This is a genomic window from Paenibacillus sp. y28, assembly GCF_037137075.1.
Taxonomy (GTDB): domain Bacteria; phylum Bacillota; class Bacilli; order Paenibacillales; family NBRC-103111; genus JBBBNV01.
In genome coordinates this window covers 52,915-70,781 of sequence record NZ_JBBBNV010000002.1, presented here as the reverse complement: position 1 = coordinate 70,781, position 17,867 = coordinate 52,915, and the positions used below count along the sequence as shown (strand labels likewise).

Sequence of the window (17,867 nt, the reverse complement as noted above, 5' to 3'; positions counted from 1 at the left end):
AAAATCCCCCGTATTGGGGGGGATCGAAATAAAAAAGGGGGGATAGACACCATGTCCATATTCATAATAAAATAATCGCTTCTACAACAATTTCAATTCCTTGCCTTGCCTCAGTGCCTGTACTCTGTTGTTCACATCCAATTTCCGGTATGTGCTTTTCAGATGGCCCTTTACCGTTTCGGTTGAAATTTGAAGCTCATCGGCAATCTGTTTATTCGACAGCCCGACTTCAATCATCCGTAAAATGTTTAATTCCTGTTTGGTCAACAGGGAGTCCGCGCTTCCGCGCTTCTTCCTGTGATCTGTCATGGTTAGAAGCAATTCTCTGACATAGCGCATGGATACTTCCGCAGACTTCCGGGTCGGGTTGAGCTTCCTTAGCCTGAGGTATTCGCGCAGCAGCTCCGCCATTGGCGGGCCTTCATCTACGAAGCTGCGGATGTATCTCCCCGGTTCAGCCAACCGGAGCGCAGTTTCCAGCTTCTCGACAGATTTCATCAGCTCCCCCTTGCGATACATAACCACACTTTGCAAAATGGATATCTTGACCTTATCCCATGTCCAATCATTCTCATCGCCAATGCGATACAACTGTTCGAGCAGGCGCAACGCCTCGTCCACTCTACCGCACTCCGTCAACGCCCTGGCCAAATGAAGATATTCTCTGATTGAACCGAGCGGGATCGTATCGGTAGACTGGATGCCGCATGTTTGCAGCCAACGCTCGTCGAAAGAGCCGTTCCTAAGTGACAAATACGCCTTCTCGGCCTCGATCATGCTCATAAAAATACGTTTGTCCGCTGAATGGATCTTGAGCTTGACCCGATCCAGCAAAGCTAACGCTTGGGCCCAATCCCCCTTGGCCTGACAAATCAGCGCAGCAATTCTAGCGGCCCTTACCTGAATAATGGCATAGTGCTGCATGCAATTGGACTCCAGTGCCCTTTCCACATAAGCCTCAGCCTCTTCCAGGCGATTCCATTCATATAACAGCAAACCATAAGTAACGAGTTGATATCCGGCAGCAGGGTAATTCTCTCTTGCCCCCCATATGTTCGTCCATTTGTAGAAGAACCTCTCTGCCTCATGTAAATCATTGAAGAAGCACAGCAGCGTATCGTAATTGATGGAATACGAATTTCCTTCAATCATCTGAATATAGCTGCCTTCCGGTGTTTGCCGATCAAACTTCTCCAGGTATTCATCGGCTAGTCGAAAGTCTCTCCTGTAGAAAGAAACCAGTGCGGACACATAAAAAACGTTCTCCGTGTATGGCTTCCACTCCGGCTCCGAAAGTCGTTCTTCCATGAAACGGAGTCTCGCTTCCGCCAGCTCCATTTCATTGTATTCCACCATCACTTTGACATACAGAAACTGAATTCCCGGCTTCTCTGCCAGACAGGATTCCGGCAGCTCGCGCAACCAGCGGTAAAGTACCCCTCTCTTCACATGAAGGCTTCGCAGATGCTTTTCCAGCAAGATGCTGGCTTCGGAATGAAGCCCTTCCCCGAACAATTGCTCCACCGCTTCGTCTATCAATCCGTGTTCCTCCAGCCAACGGGCCGCCCTGACATGCAATTCCTTCGACCGGATGGTGTTACTCTGCCGAAAGAGCTTTCGCAGAAACTCAGAAAACAAATGATGATAACGATACCATTCCCGCCGGTCATCCAGGGGGATGATAAACAGGTTCTGATGCTCCAGTGTTTCGAGCAGCGCCTGACTTCCGGCCTGTCCGGTAACGGCCGTGCACAACGGACCGTTCATCCTGTCCAGGATCGCGGTTTTCAGGAGGAAATCCTGGATCTCTTCGGACTGAAGACTAAAAGCCTCCTGAAACAGATAATCGGATATACTGCGGTGTTCCCCGCCAAACACGCGGATAAATTCAGAATAATTGCCGCCTTTTCGAAGTGAAATGGCCGCAAGATGCAGTCCGCTGATCCAGCCCTCCGTGCGGTTGACCAGCTTGGCTACCTGATCTGCCGACAGTGACAATCCCATGCAGTCCTGAAAGTAACGAATTCCCTCTTCGAGCTGAAACCGCAAATCCTGAACCGTGAGTTTCACTAGCTGTCCGGTCGTCTGCAGCCTTGCTGCAGGAAAGGGCATTTCGGCCCGGCTCGCGATGTAGAGGTGAATATGAGCGGGCATATGCGCGAGAAAATAGGCCACCGATGCGTGGATGGAGGCAAGCTCAATCGAATGATAATCGTCAAACACAATGACCATTTCATCCGATGAAGCGTTAAGCTCATGAAGCATAGCTGTAATAAACAGGGCAAAGGCTCCCGATTTAAGCGAGGATAGATACGGACTCACAGCATCGGCCAAATCGGGACGTATACTGCCTGCAGCCGCAAGCGTATAACTCCAAAACTGGAGCAGATCATTATCCTGGGCATCCAGAGAAACCCAAACAGCAGCCAGGCCGGTCTGCTGCAACCATTGATTTAAGGCTGTCGTCTTGCCGTACCCTCCTGGAGCCGTTATCACCGTGAGCTTGCTTTTGAGCCCTTCATTCAACAGCTTCGCCACCGTCGATCGTTCGATCAGTCCATCGCGCCGCAATGGCGGGATATGAAGTTTGGTAATTAAAATGATGTTCCGGCACCTCGAATCTGGTTGTAAATCATTATTCCTACATTATACCTTGTGTTAATCGAGATCTAAACCTTTTCCATCCTGGATTCGAAAAAAGGAAGCCGTTGAATCGAGCCGTTCTTGATTACATCTGTATTGGTTCTAATCCATCGGTTCGCAAACGAATATAAGGCTAGCGCGTCTCCCTCGGAAGCTCGCCGCTAGCCCTTTTCCCTATTGGCCTTCTCCGGGTCCGTCAACGGCTGGAGGAGCTGGATGACTTCTTTTTACTCAGCAAGCGTGTTGCCGTCTGCTCCAGTACTTGCTCCTGGCGAAGCCGGCGCATTTTTTTGACCCGGGTCAGTTCCTTCGCCGTCTCTTCATCCACCCCGAGCAAGCGGTGCAAATGAGCCGCAATGACCATCAGGGCCAGCCCAATCCAGACGATGCCGAATAAGGTCACTATCCATGCCCCTTGGCCTAAGTCCAGCTTGGGTACGGCATATGCGAGCATTGCCAACGCAACCAGCAAATAAATAACATGATGCAGCGGTTTCACTAGCCTCTCTCCTCGCTTCATAGCTTTTCTACAAAGGTATGAGTCCGGATGGAAATATATGAATAAAACGTCTGCTGTCGGACAAATCCGGCCGTCCGGGCCAGACCAGGACCATTTCTTTCGAAATCATGATCAATCTTAAACTTTCCTTAATGTGGCGAAATGGTGATGTTATTTGATTCGGAAACCCTTACAATGTAACTAATGGATGCATGTAAAAGGAGGAGTTCGGTGTGCGTTTCATCCTCGCCCTGGCTCGATTGTTGCTTGGCACCCTGTTCCGCCTGCGTGTTCACGGCCTGGAAAAGCTCCGATTTGATCAGCGGACGCTCCTGCTGCCCAACCATGTTTCTTTGCTGGATGCGGCCCTGCTGGCCTTGTATTTGCCGGAAGAGGTCACCTTTGTCGTCAATACGGACATTGCCCGCCGGTTCAAGCTGCTTGTCGGGCTGCGCAAGCATGTTACTGTGGACCCGCTGAACCCGTATTCCGTCCGGCAAATGGTCCGGACCATGAACAGCGGTGTGCCGCTGGTGCTGTTTCCGGAAGGGCGAATTACGGTGACCGGAGGTCTGATGAAGGTATATCAAGGGGCGGGCTACATCGCGCTCAAAACCGGTGCAGCGCTGTATCCGATTATTATTGACGGGGCTGAGCGATCCAAGCTCTCCTACATTCAGGATAAAGTGAAAAGCCGCTGGTTTCCGCAAATTCACATTCATATTGGGGATTCATTCAAGCTCAGACGTGATGAGACGATGCCGATGCGCCGTCAAAAAGAAGAGGCTTCGGACCGGATTCTGCGTATGCTGCAGGAGCATCTCGCCGCCAGCCGGCTGAAAACCGGCGTCCAGCTATTTGATGAGGTGCTTGCCGCCAGCCGCAAGCATGGCAGCAGTACGGTCATCTGCCGGGATATCCATGGGAACATTACGTACCGGAAGCTGCTTCTGACGGTATATGCTCTGGCCGGCCGGCTGAAGGCAAGACTGCAGGGAGAAACCTCCGTAGCTCTGCTCCTGCCAAGCTCGATTGCCCATGTCGCCGCTCTGCTGGCACTGGCCAGGCTCGGCAAAACACCGGCCATTCTCAATTTCTCCGCCGGCTCGCAAAATATATGCGATGCCTGTGAAACCGCCGGTGTACAAACAGTGCTTACATCCCGGCAGTTCGTAGAAAAAGGGCGCTTGCAGCCGCTCATGGAAGCGCTCGACTTAAGAGTGCGGATTGTTTATTTGGAGGATGTGAAGACGGAGGTCGGCCTGGGTGACCAGCTTGGAGCCTTGGCCAGCTACCTCCTTGGCGTTCGATCCGCTGACGGGCCAAGGGAAATTATTTTGTTTACCTCCGGCAGTGAAAGCAAGCCCAAAGGTGTGGTGCTGTCCCACGATAACATCTATGCCAACATCCAGCAGTCCTTGTGTCTTATTGATTTAACACCGAAGGACCGGATGCTGAATGCCCTGCCGATGTTCCACAGCTTTGGCCTGACTGCGGGGACGCTGCTGCCGCTTCTAAGCGGATGCAAAACGTTCCTGTACCCTAGCCCGCTGCACTACAGAATGATTCCCGAGCTCAGCTATGAGGACCGCACAACGATCCTGTTCGGCACGTCCACCTTTTTATCCGGCTACGGCCGGACAGCGCATCCGTATGATTTCTTCTCCCTCCGGTATGTGTTTGCAGGCGCCGAGAAGCTGAAGCCGGAGGTTCGCGACATGTGGTTCGATAAATTCGGAATCCGCATCATGGAGGGCTATGGCATAACGGAGACAGCTCCGATTCTTGCGCTGAATACACCACTGGCTTACCGTAAAGGCTCCGTGGGACGGCTGCTGCCAGGAATGGCCGCTATGCTGGAGCCGGTAGAGGGCATCACCGGCGGTGGAAACCTGCTCGTAAAGGGGCCGAATGTCATGAAGGGCTATCTTATTCATGGCCAAGGCTTCGTGCCTGCCGGCGATTGGTATTCAACCGGTGACGTAGTCGAAATCGACAAGCAGGGCTTCCTGACCATCCTAGCGCGCTTGAAGCGTTTTGCCAAAATCGGGGGAGAGATGGTATCCCTCAACCTGGTGGAGGAGCTGGCTCAGAAGGCCGCCGAGACGGCGCCAGCTTCGCAAAGCCTAGAGCTCACGGCAGGTGCTGCTGCTCACGTCCAGTCCTCAGGCGGCAGCACAGCCGTGCGGGCCAAGCGCCGCAGCGACAGCGGCGGGTTCGCGGCAGTAAATACAGCCGATGGCCGCAAAGGCGAACGGATTGTACTGTTCAGTACAGACAGCAGCTTCACCCGGGAACAGCTGGCGGGGTATTTGAACTCAAGCGGGCACTCCCTGCTCCTGCTCCCGGCCCGTATTCTGTATGTGGATCAGCTTCCGCTGCTCGGCAGCGGCAAGACCGACTACGTCACTCTGAGGGCCTGGGCGGAGCAATCTTAACGGAAGCATTCCGACTGAGGAACGCTCCGCCCGGCTGCGGGCGAATCAGTTATTTAGGTATCCCCCAATGTCCATCGCTGATCGAAGCAAAGTGCCCGCCTCCCGCCGCATCGGCGGGAGAACGGCACTTTTTTACACTGCGCTCAGTGTAATGTGACATGACAGGGGTCAATCAGATGTCGGCTGCAGCAAGGCCTGATTCGCGTTATCAGCTCTAGATGTGGCCGGTCAACCGCCGACACGACAGCAAAAACCGCGCCGGGAACTGCGCGCAGTACGGCCGCCTGGAGTTTCGTATGCTCGGCTGTCCTTACCAGCTTCAGAAACGTCTCCTCTAGATGCCCCTTGCCCTTCCCCCCGAAGCCCTTCGCTTTCCCGATGACTCCCTGCCTCCCTGCCTCCTTCGTTAGTCGCCGCCTTTTTATGAAAGCGTACGGCATAAACTTTTGACACCTCCAAAACACATTCTGCCCACACACGTTTCTGTGACCCGTGACATCCGCCCAATCCCGCGCCCAGCCTGGCTTTACGGCCGGAGCGTCTCCTATCGGTCAAGCACCAAGGCAAATATGTCCTCATATGATGCATTAGTCTACTCCACGAGAACCCATATGATGGTGCCAATAAGGAGACTGGTCATGGCCATTACCAAATTAACGATTCAAGTGATGCCTGCGGGCGGCCTGCTCGATGAGAAAACGGTCGTTCTCGGCGAACGGTTCATGAAAAAGTGGAAGCTTCCAGGAAATTCGTCCATGGTGCTCCATTTCGGTTCCGCAAAACAGCAGATTAAAATTATTTCTGCGGCTAAACTGGAAGGAATGCGTGTGAATCAGGCGCTTGCCGCACGGCTCGGTGTCCATCACGGTCAAACACTGTGTCTGCAAATCAAGCCTTCTTCACGCACAATCATCATCGGGCCCCTGATCGGCGTCATGGTCAGCAGGGTACATGCCAATTCGCCGGATAAGCCGTTTAGCGATAACACCGCGTTCTGCAATGAGCTTACTGACGGCTGCCGGCATCTGGGCGGCGCGGTGTTCTTCTTCACCGCCAGCGATATCGCCGCTTCCAATCTGCTGACGATCTCAGGCTGGAGCTACCATGGCAGATGGCGTAAAAGCTCGTTTCCGATTCCGGATGTGATCTACAATCGCCTGACCTCCCGCAAGCTGGATAATAAACCCAGCGTCCAGCAGTTTCTGAGGGAAGTGAAATCACGGTACAACACGAGTGTCTTTAATGAGAAGTATTTGAACAAGACGGAGGTATTCGACGCGCTGCGCCAGGCAAACGGATTGTCGCGCCTGATGCCCGAATCACACTTGTTCCGGAACGCAGGCATGCTCAGCTCCATGTGCAGCAAATATGCCACTGTGTTTTTGAAGCCTATCACCGGGAGCTTGGGAAAGGGCATTATCAAGATCAGCAAGCTGCCGGGCGGCAGCTACGTCTGCCATTTTACAAATGTGAACGGAACGGTCCGGCAGAGCTATCCGAGTTTATCGAAAGTGTATGCGCTGATTTCCGGGAAAATGAGGCAGCGTAAATACCAAATCCAGCAAGGGCTTCGCCTGATTGCTGTTCACGGCAGGCCGGTCGATTTCCGGGCGCTGGTCCACCGGGGCGAACAAGGCGCCTGGGCGGTCACCTCGGTCGTGGGGCGGATTGCCGGCGCCAATCATTTTGTGTCCAATATTGCCCGCGGCGGGGCGGTCACCTCCGTCAAGCAGGCTATCCAGGGCTCCAATCTGCCATCCGGCCAAAAGAAATCGGTTTACCTTCATCTTCGTAAAGCAGCGCTAGATATTGCCCGCGGTATTGAGACGCAGATCAAAGGCCATTTCGGCGAGCTGGGCATCGATCTTGCTGTCGATACGAACGGCCGGGTCTGGCTGCTCGAGGTGAACTCCAAGCCGTCCAAAAATGACAATACCCCGCTGACCGAAAGCAAAATCCGTCCTTCTGTGAAGCAGCTTCTGCTGTATTCACGCTTCCTGGCCGGATTCTAAGAAAGGAAGAGATTTGATGCTGCAGCAATATGTCGGGGTACTGGTCAGCCCCAGGAGCGGCAGCCCGCCCTTCGGCAGCCGTCGGTTTCTGATGCGTCTATGCCGGATAGGCGCGGCCATGGGGATGGGCATTTATGTATTTCGCCCCTCGGACATCGATTGGTCTGCACACCATGCAGAGGGATATGAATATGATTCCAAGTCGGCGCAGTGGATTCGGCGGACGTATCCGCTGCCAAGCGTAGTGTATGACCGCGGCTTCTTCACAACCGCCGATGCACTGCGGACGCACCGTGCTTGTATCGCAAGGCTTGAATCCCGCTCTGTGCGGATTATGGGCGGCAGGCTGGCCGGCAAATGGGACATTCAGCAGCTGCTTGGCCGCAATCGCCACTTTGCGCCGTATCTGCCGCCGACCGAGCGCCTGGACAGCGCCGCCCGGGTGCTGGCGCGCCTCAAGCGGGAGCAGGTCCTGTTCCTAAAGCCGGCCGGAGGCTCGCAGGGACGCGGAGCCCTGCGGATTGCCAGAACCCCGGACGGACGGTTCGAAGCCGGCGGACGGGACCGGATCGGACGGACGGTGCAAATGCAATTTGGGAGCCAGACTGAGCTGGCGCACTGGCTTCCCCGATTTACAGGGCGCCGCGCTTACTTGATCCAGCCGTATCTGGATCTCGCCGCTGCAGACGGACGCGTCTACGATATCCGTGTGCTCGTTCAAAAAAACCGGCACGGCCGCTGGCAGGAAAGCGGTATAGCCGCCCGAATCGGGTCCGCCGGAAGCGTCACCTCCAATCTTCATGGCGGCGGGACAGCCGAAGACGCTGAAGCGCAGCTGACAGAGCAGTTTGGAGCGCAAGAAGCGGAGAAGCTGACTCGCCGGTTGAAGAAGCTGGCGGCGCTGCTTCCGCCTTATCTGGAGCAGCATTTCCCATCCATAGCCGAATTGGGGCTTGATTTTGGAATTGACCGCACGGGGCGCATCTGGATTCTGGAATGCAATTCGAAGCCAGGCAGGTCCGCCTTCGCCCGGCTCAGCAACCGACAGAGCCACTGGCTGTCCCACGTTCAACCGCTGCGATATGCCCGCTATATTCTGGATAGACACCTGGGAGGGTAGCCTACATGAGTTTCGCTAAATGCACGATCCGCTTCACCCCGGAAACGGATAAGGTGCTTCATATATCGGGGTCACTGCTCAAAGCACTGCAGCTGACGTCCGGGAAAGCCGTTACCTTGCGGCTCGGCACCGAAGAAACGTCAGCCACCGTCAAAAGCATGAAACGAAAGGAGCCCATTGTGTATGTGCCGCAGACCCTGCGCCGTGTGCTGCGCTTGCCCCGAAGCGGGAACTGCCTCATCTCCTGCCAAAACGGCAAGCTGCTTCATATCGGCCCGCTAGTCGGAGTGATGGCTAGCGGAACCGGCGGACTCACCGCGCCGTTCGGCTCCAAAACCGGACTCGTCCGCGCCTATTTGAAGCCGGGGAACGGGCGCGGCTACTTCTTTGCCTTTTCTCCAAATGATGTCGATTGGCAGTCCGAGACAGTCCAAGGCTATTTCCCTGAGCCCGGAGGCGGATGGACGCGCAAAACCGTGCCGCTGCCCGATGCCGTCTATAACCGGCTCGGCAACCGCTCGGCCGAAAAAACCTCCTCCATGAACCAGTTCAAGACCCGCTTCACCCGGCGGGGTATCCCGCTGTTTAACTGGAGCTTTTTTGACAAATCCGATGTGTATGAGTTGCTTGCCGGAGCAGAAGCCAGCAAATATGTGCCGGAGTCCCATTCCAATCCAAGCCCCGAACGAATCAAGGAAATGCTGGAAAAGCATCGCTTCGTGTATCTAAAGCCGACGGCGGGCAGTTTAGGGAAAGGAATTTACCGGCTCACCTACCATCCCAAGCGGGGCTATTTCGCACGTTTCCGCCGGGGCGGTAAAAATGTGCTGCTGCGCTTTGCCAACTTCAGCCTGCTGATGCGGCTGCTGCGCGGCAGCGGGCGAATGACCAACTATGTCGTACAGCAGGGGATTCGCCTGATTGAAATCGATAACTGCCCGATTGACTTCCGCTTTCACTTAAACAAGAACGGACAGAATGAGTGGGTTGTGGCCGGCATCGGCGCCAAGAAGGCCGGGAAAGGCAGCGTCACGACACATGTGAAAAACGGCGGGTCGTTAATGACACCGGAGCAGGTGCTCACCCGCATCTACGGCTCACGGGCGGATCAGGTCCTCAGCAGCACCAAAGCGGCCGCCATCAAGCTGGCTGAATCGATTGAGGGCAATTACCGCCACCGGCTCGGCGAGCTCGGGTTCGATATCGGGATTGACCAAAAGGAACGCATCTGGATGTTTGAAGCCAACGCCAAGCCGGGCCGGGCTATCTTCCGCCATCCAGCCCTGCGGGCGCAAGGCGCAGCTTCCTTGAATTATATCATTGACCACTGCATCTACTTGAGCAACTTCCGCAGGAGGAGGGAGCCGTAAGTGGAACTTACCAATTCGGACGCCGCCAAAAAAACGGTTATCGCGATCCTGACGATGGATGATGACAACCGCAAATTCCGAGGCAATCATAACAATTTCATTGACCTGATCCGCGCAGGTCAGGAATCTGGCGCCACCGTGTTCGTCGTCACTGTCAAGCATCTGAAGCTGACGCAAAAACGGGTGATGGGCTATGTTTACGATTTTAACGCCAAAAGCTGGATGCCCCAATGGATGCCGCTGCCCAATGTCATCTACAACCGGATTCCGCTGCGCAAAGACGAAATGCAGCAGGAAGTGCAGCAAATCATTACGGCCTGCACACGCCACAGATCGATTAAATTGTTTAATCCGACCTTTTTTAACAAATGGACGCTTTACGAATGGCTCAATAAAGCCAAAACCACCAAAAAATATATTCCCACCACCCAGAAGCTGTCCAGCCGCGGAGACCTCAAAGCATTGCTCAGCGTGCATTCCGCTTTGTATTTAAAGCCGGAGCGCGGGAAGGCGGGCAAAGGAATTATGCGCATCGACCGCGAGATCCAGAAGCTGAAGCGCCGGACGCAGTACAGCCTGACGATTCAGGAAGAAAAAAACAGCCAGACGCTTCGTTATAAGGAGCTCGACGGGCTATGGACCAATTTGAAGCAGGTTGTCGGGGATGAGGAATACATTGTCCAGCAGGGAATCCCCCTGTCGGTTTATAAAAACCGTCCCTTCGATTTGCGGGTCCTTGTGCAAAAAAACAGCAAGGGACTGTGGGATTTGAGCGGCATTGGCGCGCGGCTGGCCGGAAAGTCCAGCATTACCACCCACGTTCCACGCGGCGGCTCCATAGACGACCCGGAAAAGCTGCTTGCCTTCAGCTTCGGGACACTGCCGGCCAAGCGGCTGATTCAGCGGATTAAAAAGGCTTCCTTGTCCATTGCCCGGCAAATTGAGAAGAAGTCCGGCTATCTGCTGGGAGAAATGTCGATGGACCTCGGCGTTGACCGTGGCGGGAACATCTGGTTTTTCGAAGCCAATTCGAAGCCGATGAAATTCGACGAGCCGCACATTCGCAAAAAATCGCTGGAACGCTTAATTCAGTTCAGCACGTATTTGACCAACAAGCAAGGCCGAAGCGGCGGGCAATCTTCATGAGCCCCGCCCGCTGGAAGCCGATATTTAAACAGAAAGAAGGTGCGCGCGTTGGCCGCCCCGACTCTTGGCGTCATCTCGCTTTATAGCGGCGATCACAGCCGTAAAATCTGCTCGGAGGAATTAAGTTATTTCAAGAAGCTTGTGCTGCAGGGCCACGCGCTGGGGTTGAACGTCATTGTATTCACGCCGCAGGATGTGGATGATGCCGGGCGCAGAGTGTACGCCTTCCTGTACCAGCAGAGCACCGGACGCTGGATCCGCAGCTGGCAGCCTCTGCCCCCGCTCATCTATGACCGCTGCCGCTTTCAGGCCTCACGCCGGTTCCAGCAGTTCAAGCGATTCCGTGAGAAATATGCGAGCCAGTTAACGTTCTTGAACCGCCCGCTTGCCAATAAATGGACCATCAACGGCGTATTAGCCAGAAACAGCAGCATCCGGCCCCATCTGCCCCAAACCACCCGCTACACCCCGCTCGCATTGCAAAAAATGATCCGGTCCACCTCGCTCGTATACGTAAAGCCGATTAACGGAACTGGCGGCCGCGGCATTCTTCGGCTGGAGAAGCTGGACAACGGCCAAATCGTCGTTCAAGGCCGGAACCGGCAGCGTCGCATTATCCCCGAGCAGCGGCTGGAGCGCGCGAAACTGCCAACCCGGCTGGCGGCGCTCGGCGTCGGCGGGGATTATCTGGTCCAGCAGGGCATCCGTCTACGGCTGCCGAACGGCCGCGTCCATGACTTTCGTCTCCTCATTCAAAAGAACGGCCAAGGACAATGGGAGATTACCGGCTGTGCAGGACGTATCGGCCCGCCGTCAAGCATTACCTCCAACCTGCATGGCGGCGGCCAGGCCATCAGTATGGATGCCCTGCTGCGCCGAAGATTTTCCTCTGAAGCCAAGGTCGATTCCATCCGCCAAGCCATGTACCAGCTGAGCCGGAATATTGCAGCCTATTTGGAGGAGCAGTACGGCAAGCTGTGCGAGCTTGGACTTGATATAGCGGTTGATCCAGGCGGTCATCCGTGGCTGCTGGAGATTAATCCGAAGCCCGCTCGGGAGGTATTCACCCGGATTAAGGAGCATCAAACATACCGGAACGCCATTCGGCGACCGCTGGAATACGCCTTGTGGCTGCATCGCCAGGGCAGACAGCCGGAGCAATCCGCAGCCGCCCAGTGACAGGCGCGACCCCGCCAGCGAAGCATCATCCGGCGGAAACATCGGGCTGTACTTCGCGCGGGCTCCAGGCAACCAGCGGAACGAAAGGCGCCGGGTAAGCCATAAAGAATTATTAGAATCGTCTCGAAATCACCCGCAAAGCGAAGAAGCGGCATTCCTTACGGATCGCCGCTCTTTTCGCTTTTTACCTTGATTGTATGAATAACGAACACTGGGACGGCATACGAATAACAGACATGTGATGTTAATTTTGACTTGACGAACAGGAGGTAATTGAACTTGATGTCGCCCCGTTATACTATCGTACTGGGAGCCAGCACCCCCGCCGCATTTGATGATTTAGCGAAGGCCATGCACTATTTTTATACGAAGGCCAGTGAACTGACAGAAGAATTTATTGAATTTTATGAGGACAATCGGCTCCTTCTGTCCTGGATTCGCGGCAAAGGCTTAACGATGAAGCGCAAGGCCTTCAAGTAGTGCCGGGAATTCATCAATAAACCGGTCCGAGCCGTCCAGCTCCACCTCAGCGCCGAATCCTGCATAACGGCAGCCAACAACAAACAGCCCGTTCTGCTTTCCGGCCTCCACGTCGGAGGAGCGGTCGCCGACCATCCAGGCGCTCTGCAAGTGATGTCGCCGCAGAAGCAGGTCCACAAGCTCCACCTTTGTCCGGGTCCGGTATTCACCGGCACTGTATATGCCTTCAAAAAACCGGGCAATGTTTGTATACTGCGCTACCTGTTTTACATAGGCTTCAAGACCGTTGCTGGCGATAAAAAGCCGTACCCCGCCTTGGCGAAGGGCAGCAAGTGTTTCGGTCACGCCGGCATACAGCTTGCCGCTTCCCTGCTTCAAGCCTTCGAGCTGGAATTCCAGCAGCAGCTCATCGGCCCGGCGATGCGCTTCCGAGGACGCCTCCGGCATAACACGGCGCCAAATGTCGGCAAGCAGCATGCCTAAGGAGCCTAAAATGAGATCTTCCGATGGAGTAGGACCTTCAAACAAGCCTTCTTCCCGCAGGTTATCAAAGGTGGCGTGGTACGCCGGCAGCAGCAGGCTTTCGGTTTGAAACAAGGTACCGTCCATATCAAATATCATTGCTTCCGGTTTTGTAAATCGCTGTGTCATTGTTTTCTCCTTCTTCGTTTCCCTTCACCGGGATTCTTCTTTGCCTGAAGCCAGGCCATCTGTCCATTATACCGCATGCGGCTGCGCATAAAAATGCTGTTTTCGGCAAAATCTATGGCGGTATATAGACCAGCGGCTGCGCCTGCAGCAAGGAGGAGCTTACCTGTGGAGAACAAATCGCATTCCGGCAATTACACCGGCACGACAAACATGAAGGCCAAGAATCAGGATATGGCTTTCGTCAATAATAATGTCGAAGGGGCCAAGGACACGCGGGAAGAGAAGGACCCGGATAAAAAAATCCCGCAGTAGTCCACTCCAATTCCAGCTAGAGCAAAAAAAAGAACCCATGCCGGCGATGCCTCGAAGCAGGCCGTGCATGGGTTCTTTTTTGATGGCTTCCCGCAAGGTACTGTCGCTGGATAGCGGACGGTCGGAGGGCCTTACAGGATGGACAGGAAGGGATACCGTCTACGTCACTCGCTACTGGCGACAGCCGCAGGCACATTCACCGCGGCGTAAGCCCCCGCACCGATGACCAGGCAGTTCAGCTGCTGGCCGCCGGAACAGCCTCCGTCGATGCCGATTTTGTCCCCGCCAAACCAAATATCCGGTTTGCCGTGAATGATAAACGTTTTGGTATGACCAAAAACAACCGTCTTGTCCACGACCGTCTTCTTGCGGATAAAGTTTTCCCGAATCCACATGAAATCACGCTCCGGCTGATCCCGCCAAGCAGGATAATCCGGATTGAGCCCGGCATGCACATAGATATGGGACGCATCCTCCGCATATAGCGGCAATTGCTGCAGAAAGCTCAAATGGTGCCCGTAATCGGTGCGAATCAGATGCTTCATCTGTTCCAGACCGGGGCCGAAATCCTCGATTTGGTGCGGAGACAGCCCGCAATAGCTGGCAAGCGTCTGCTTCCCCCCGTGGTCCAGAAATTTCCGCCGGGTTTGGTGCTGCGATTCGGTCAGCTCCTCTTCAATGCGTATAAAATCCACGAACCGCTGATCGTGATTTCCCCGCAGCGCTACGGCTCCCTCATCCTGCACAAGGCGCATCACAAGGTCAACGGTTTCCCTGCTCCTTGGCCCCCGGTCCACAAAGTCCCCAAGAAGCATCAGCCTGTCCTCGCCGGGATTATACTTTACGCGGGCCAGCAGTGCCTCCAGCTCGCCGCAGCAGCCATGAATATCGCTTATCGCCAGTGTTCTCCCCATTGCCTCCCGCTCCTTTCGCATGTCATCGCCTTACGTATCGTTGACATTATTTTAACAGAAATAAACGGATGTTTTTACTGGCTTCAGGCCCGAAGGCGAACTTTTTTTAGCAAGCCGGTCTGCCGGCCGCGCAGTTCCGCACGCGCGCAGCTCCCAGCGCGCGGTGTTTCGCTGCATGACGGCGGCCGGTCGACCACATGCAAGCAGCTGCTAATCAGCCTCCCCACCGTACCCCAGCCTTCGGTGCGTGTGGATGCTGCCGCTCCGTTCCGTCTCCATCGGTGAAGGCGTAACTCCTCCAATCACGCATCCCCGGTTCGTTCAGGACTGTGATGATGAGAATGGGAATGCGAATGACCGTGACCATGATCATGACTGTGCGGATGGGAGTGGCTGTGCTCATCCACATACGTCACGGACAGCTCGGCATACAGCACGCCCTTCTGCACCTGGATTTTGTGCTGAAGCTCGCGAAGCTGGGCCAGAATTCCCCGCACCACTATGATTTCCAGGCATTGATTATGATTCAAATGAACATGCATTGTCGAAATAATATGCTCATGGTATTGATGCTGCAGGTCCATCAGCGTCAGCGGCAAATCACTTACCTCATGATCATAGACCATGACGATGGTGCCGGCCACCTGCTGACCGTTATCCAGACGCCGCGGCTCCAGCAGCTCCTTGCGCACCAAATCGCGAATCGCCTCAGAGCGGTTCGTATACCCCTGATCAGCAATATATTGGTCAAATTGTTTCATCAGCTCTTCAGGCATGGAGACGCCGAAACGGGTCAGGACATCTTTCTCCATATCATTCACCTCAACCATTCGATATCCTTACATTTTAGCACAGATTCAAAAATAAAAACGAACCCCATTTCCCGTCAAGCGGAAATCAGGTTCGTTTTGTTATTTTCCGGTTTATTCAAGGCTTGTCAAAGGTGTAGGTCTTCACCCAATGGTCTCCGCCGGAAGCCGTGGTATATAGAACAGAGGCTTCGGTTGAATCCCGGGTAACCCACCAGCCATGGCTCGCATCGGCCATGGCCAGCAGCGCGCCGCCGGAGCCGGGTACCTGCTGCTTGCCGCTGGTCCAGGTTTTGCCGCCGTCTGTTGTCCAGCCCACAGCGTTAGCCTGGTCACATGCCGGGCAATATCCGCCCATAAAGGCTGTCGTTTTGTCGACGACATAGAGCTGTCCGGGCTTGGAGCCCGCATTTTTCGGACCGCCGTTGTAATCCGCAGGGAAGCCTGGCGCAGGACCGGCGCCTGCCGTTGAATTAGCAATCACGGTTGTCCAGCTTGCCCCGCCGTCGCTTGTATGGAATAAGGAATATGACGTCTGGGACATTCCCGAATCGCCAATCAGCTCCACCCACGCATCCTCCGTACCGGCGGAGCGAATGATCGCATCGGTCACAGGCGCTACCGTATTCCGGGTCATAACCGCCTGCCAGGTTTTTCCGCCGTCACGGGTTCGTTGAACGTTAATTTGATTGTTCTGTACTGTAACCGCCCAGCCGTTGCCGGCATCATGGAAATATGCGCTGCCCGCCATATGCTCAGGCACCGGCAATGTGGTCCAGCTTTTGCCGCCATCCGTTGTACGGGCATTGCCGCTAAAGGCTTCCGTATTGCTTACAAAATGCAAGAAGGACGCGTTTGGAACCGTTCCCGCGGGGGACCACTGCTTTCCGCCGTCTGCAGTATGCAGCAGCGTCCGGGAAGCGGAGCTGCCCGCTGTCTTTGCTTCGTTCTGGCTAAGCACGGCCCAAGCGTTTTGCCCGTTTAACGCGAACAGCTGCTCCACGTTTTGCTTGCCCTGATACTGCAGCTTCCATTGCTTGCCTCCGTCATCCGTACGGGCAATCCAGCCGCTGCCGCCCGCCCAGCCTGCATTCGGATCAATCATCCGCACGGCATTGACAGTTCCGAGCTTCACCGCTGCCGGGGTCGGCTCTCCTGCGGCTCCACCGGCCTGTCCGCCGGAAGCAGCGCTTCCACCTGCAGGGCTCTGGTCCTGTGGAGACGGGGATTCGGACACCGCCGGAGAGCCTGCCGGGGCTGCTCCCTGGGCCTGAGTTCTCGACTCACAGCCTAGAAGCAGACTTAACATACCGATCAGCAGCATGAGCAGGATGCCAGTCCCGATCTTGTGTTTTAACATCTGCAATCACTCCTGTCTTTTCTACTAGGACGAAAGGGTTCTTCTTTAAGTTGCACTGAAATATGCCCGTCTATCACACCGGTATACTTCACCTAGCAAGTATAGGAAATGGATAGGAAGGTCAATTTATAAATATCTGTTAGGTAAGGGGCTCGGCACATGACGTATGGAGAAATTTTATTTCGTACGGCAACGTCCTTCGTTGCTCTGCTCGTTCTGACGCGCTTGCTCGGTAAAAAACAAGTCGGGCATTTAACATTTTTTAATTATGTTACAGGGATTACCTTCGGCTCCACCACGGCCGAGATTATCGTCAACAAGCAAATCACGCTGCTGCAAGGAATATCCAGCCTCGTCTTGTGGTCGCTTATGGCGTTCTTCATCGCATGGACCGGATTGCGATCCGTCAAAGCGCGTGAGATTCTCGACGGCCAGCCCACAATTCTCATCAAAAAGGGAAAGATTCTGGAACAGGCCCTGGCTGAACAGCACCTCAACATCGACGATTTAAGCATGCTGCTTCGGAACAAGGATGTCTTCTCCCCCGAAGAAGTCGAATTTGCAATTCTGGAGCCGGACGGTCAACTCAGTGTGTTAAGAAAAGAAGAACTGCTGCCTGCAACAAAAAAAGATATCAAAGCAGCCGTTACGCCGATTCACAGCATCCCGACCGAGCTTATCGTCGATGGGAACATCGTAGAAAAAAATCTTCTAAAAATGGATGTCTCCGTTGTCTGGCTCAACCAACAATTAAAAAAAAACGGCATTCTTTCTTTGGATCAAGTGTTTTACGCAGAGCTCCAATTGGACGGGACGCTATATATCGACAAATACGAGGACTCAACCCCCTAACAAAACCGGCTGCGGGTAGCTTCAACTGGTGAAATTTGATAAAATAACACGAAGACCTCCTGTTCTGGGGGTCTACCTTTTT

At 54.5% G+C, this 17,867-nt stretch carries 15 protein-coding genes; 9 read left to right on the top strand and 6 right to left on the bottom strand.

The window, feature by feature from the left end; translation table 11 throughout:
• Positions 1–81: 81 nt before the first annotated feature.
• Positions 82–2,526, bottom strand: coding sequence for a LuxR C-terminal-related transcriptional regulator (locus tag WBG83_RS03485; protein ID WP_336742735.1), 2,445 nt, complete (start codon positions 2,524–2,526; stop codon positions 82–84).
• 313 nt (positions 2,527–2,839) lie between these two features.
• The gene (locus WBG83_RS03480; RefSeq protein WP_336742733.1) at positions 2,840–3,142 is read right to left on the bottom strand and encodes a hypothetical protein; all 303 of its coding nucleotides are present in this window, start codon (positions 3,140–3,142) and stop codon (positions 2,840–2,842) included.
• 233 nt (positions 3,143–3,375) lie between these two features.
• On the opposite strand from WBG83_RS03480, the gene WBG83_RS03475 reads away from it, so the two are divergent.
• From WBG83_RS03475 to WBG83_RS03445, 7 genes are all read left to right on the top strand, one after another.
• On the top strand, positions 3,376–5,580 hold the full coding sequence (locus tag WBG83_RS03475; RefSeq protein WP_336742731.1) for an AMP-binding protein: 2,205 nt from the start codon (positions 3,376–3,378) through the stop codon (positions 5,578–5,580).
• A 638-nt stretch (positions 5,581–6,218) separates the two neighbouring features.
• On the top strand, positions 6,219–7,592 hold the full coding sequence (locus WBG83_RS03470) for a YheC/YheD family endospore coat-associated protein (RefSeq protein ID WP_336742729.1): 1,374 nt from the start codon (positions 6,219–6,221) through the stop codon (positions 7,590–7,592).
• Between the two features lie 16 nt (positions 7,593–7,608).
• Positions 7,609–8,712 carry a YheC/YheD family endospore coat-associated protein gene (locus WBG83_RS03465; RefSeq protein ID WP_336742727.1) on the top strand — a complete coding sequence of 368 codons (1,104 nt, stop codon included), beginning with the start codon at positions 7,609–7,611 and terminating at the stop codon, positions 8,710–8,712.
• 5 nt (positions 8,713–8,717) lie between these two features.
• A complete protein-coding gene (locus tag WBG83_RS03460) occupies positions 8,718–10,082 on the top strand; it encodes a YheC/YheD family endospore coat-associated protein (protein WP_336742725.1) in 1,365 nt (454 codons plus the stop codon).
• Positions 10,083–11,228, top strand: a complete 1,146-nt coding sequence (locus WBG83_RS03455) for a YheC/YheD family endospore coat-associated protein (RefSeq protein WP_336742724.1) — start codon at positions 10,083–10,085, stop codon at positions 11,226–11,228.
• Positions 11,229–11,267: 39 nt separating this feature from the next.
• Positions 11,268–12,407, top strand: coding sequence for a YheC/YheD family endospore coat-associated protein (locus tag WBG83_RS03450; RefSeq protein ID WP_336742723.1), 1,140 nt, complete (start codon positions 11,268–11,270; stop codon positions 12,405–12,407).
• Between the two features lie 279 nt (positions 12,408–12,686).
• On the top strand, positions 12,687–12,887 hold the full coding sequence (locus WBG83_RS03445; RefSeq protein ID WP_336742721.1) for a hypothetical protein: 201 nt from the start codon (positions 12,687–12,689) through the stop codon (positions 12,885–12,887).
• Here WBG83_RS03445 and WBG83_RS03440 read toward each other — a convergent pair.
• A complete protein-coding gene (locus tag WBG83_RS03440) occupies positions 12,858–13,538 on the bottom strand; it encodes an HAD family hydrolase (protein WP_336742719.1) in 681 nt (226 codons plus the stop codon). The two genes, WBG83_RS03445 and WBG83_RS03440, sit on opposite strands and share 30 nt — an antisense overlap.
• A 165-nt stretch (positions 13,539–13,703) precedes the next feature.
• Here WBG83_RS03440 and WBG83_RS03435 point away from each other — a divergent pair, with 165 nt between their 5' ends.
• Positions 13,704–13,850 (top strand): hypothetical protein, encoded by a 147-nt coding sequence (locus tag WBG83_RS03435; RefSeq protein WP_336742718.1) that lies wholly within the window; start codon positions 13,704–13,706, stop codon positions 13,848–13,850.
• Positions 13,851–14,014: 164 nt separating this feature from the next.
• Here WBG83_RS03435 and WBG83_RS03430 read toward each other — a convergent pair whose 3' ends face one another.
• From WBG83_RS03430 to WBG83_RS03420, 3 genes are all read right to left on the bottom strand, one after another.
• A complete protein-coding gene (locus tag WBG83_RS03430; RefSeq protein ID WP_336742716.1) occupies positions 14,015–14,764 on the bottom strand; it encodes a metallophosphoesterase in 750 nt (249 codons plus the stop codon).
• A gap of 302 nt (positions 14,765–15,066) precedes the next feature.
• Positions 15,067–15,576 carry a nickel-responsive transcriptional regulator NikR gene (nikR, locus tag WBG83_RS03425; RefSeq protein WP_336742715.1) on the bottom strand — a complete coding sequence of 170 codons (510 nt, stop codon included), beginning with the start codon at positions 15,574–15,576 and terminating at the stop codon, positions 15,067–15,069.
• Positions 15,577–15,691: 115 nt separating this feature from the next.
• Complete coding sequence (locus WBG83_RS03420; RefSeq protein WP_336742713.1) at positions 15,692–16,933, bottom strand: hypothetical protein; 1,242 nt, start codon at positions 16,931–16,933, stop codon at positions 15,692–15,694.
• A 159-nt stretch (positions 16,934–17,092) separates the two neighbouring features.
• Here WBG83_RS03420 and WBG83_RS03415 point away from each other — a divergent pair, with 159 nt between their 5' ends.
• Complete coding sequence (locus WBG83_RS03415) at positions 17,093–17,785, top strand: DUF421 domain-containing protein (RefSeq protein ID WP_336742711.1); 693 nt, start codon at positions 17,093–17,095, stop codon at positions 17,783–17,785.
• Positions 17,786–17,867 lie beyond the last annotated feature (82 nt).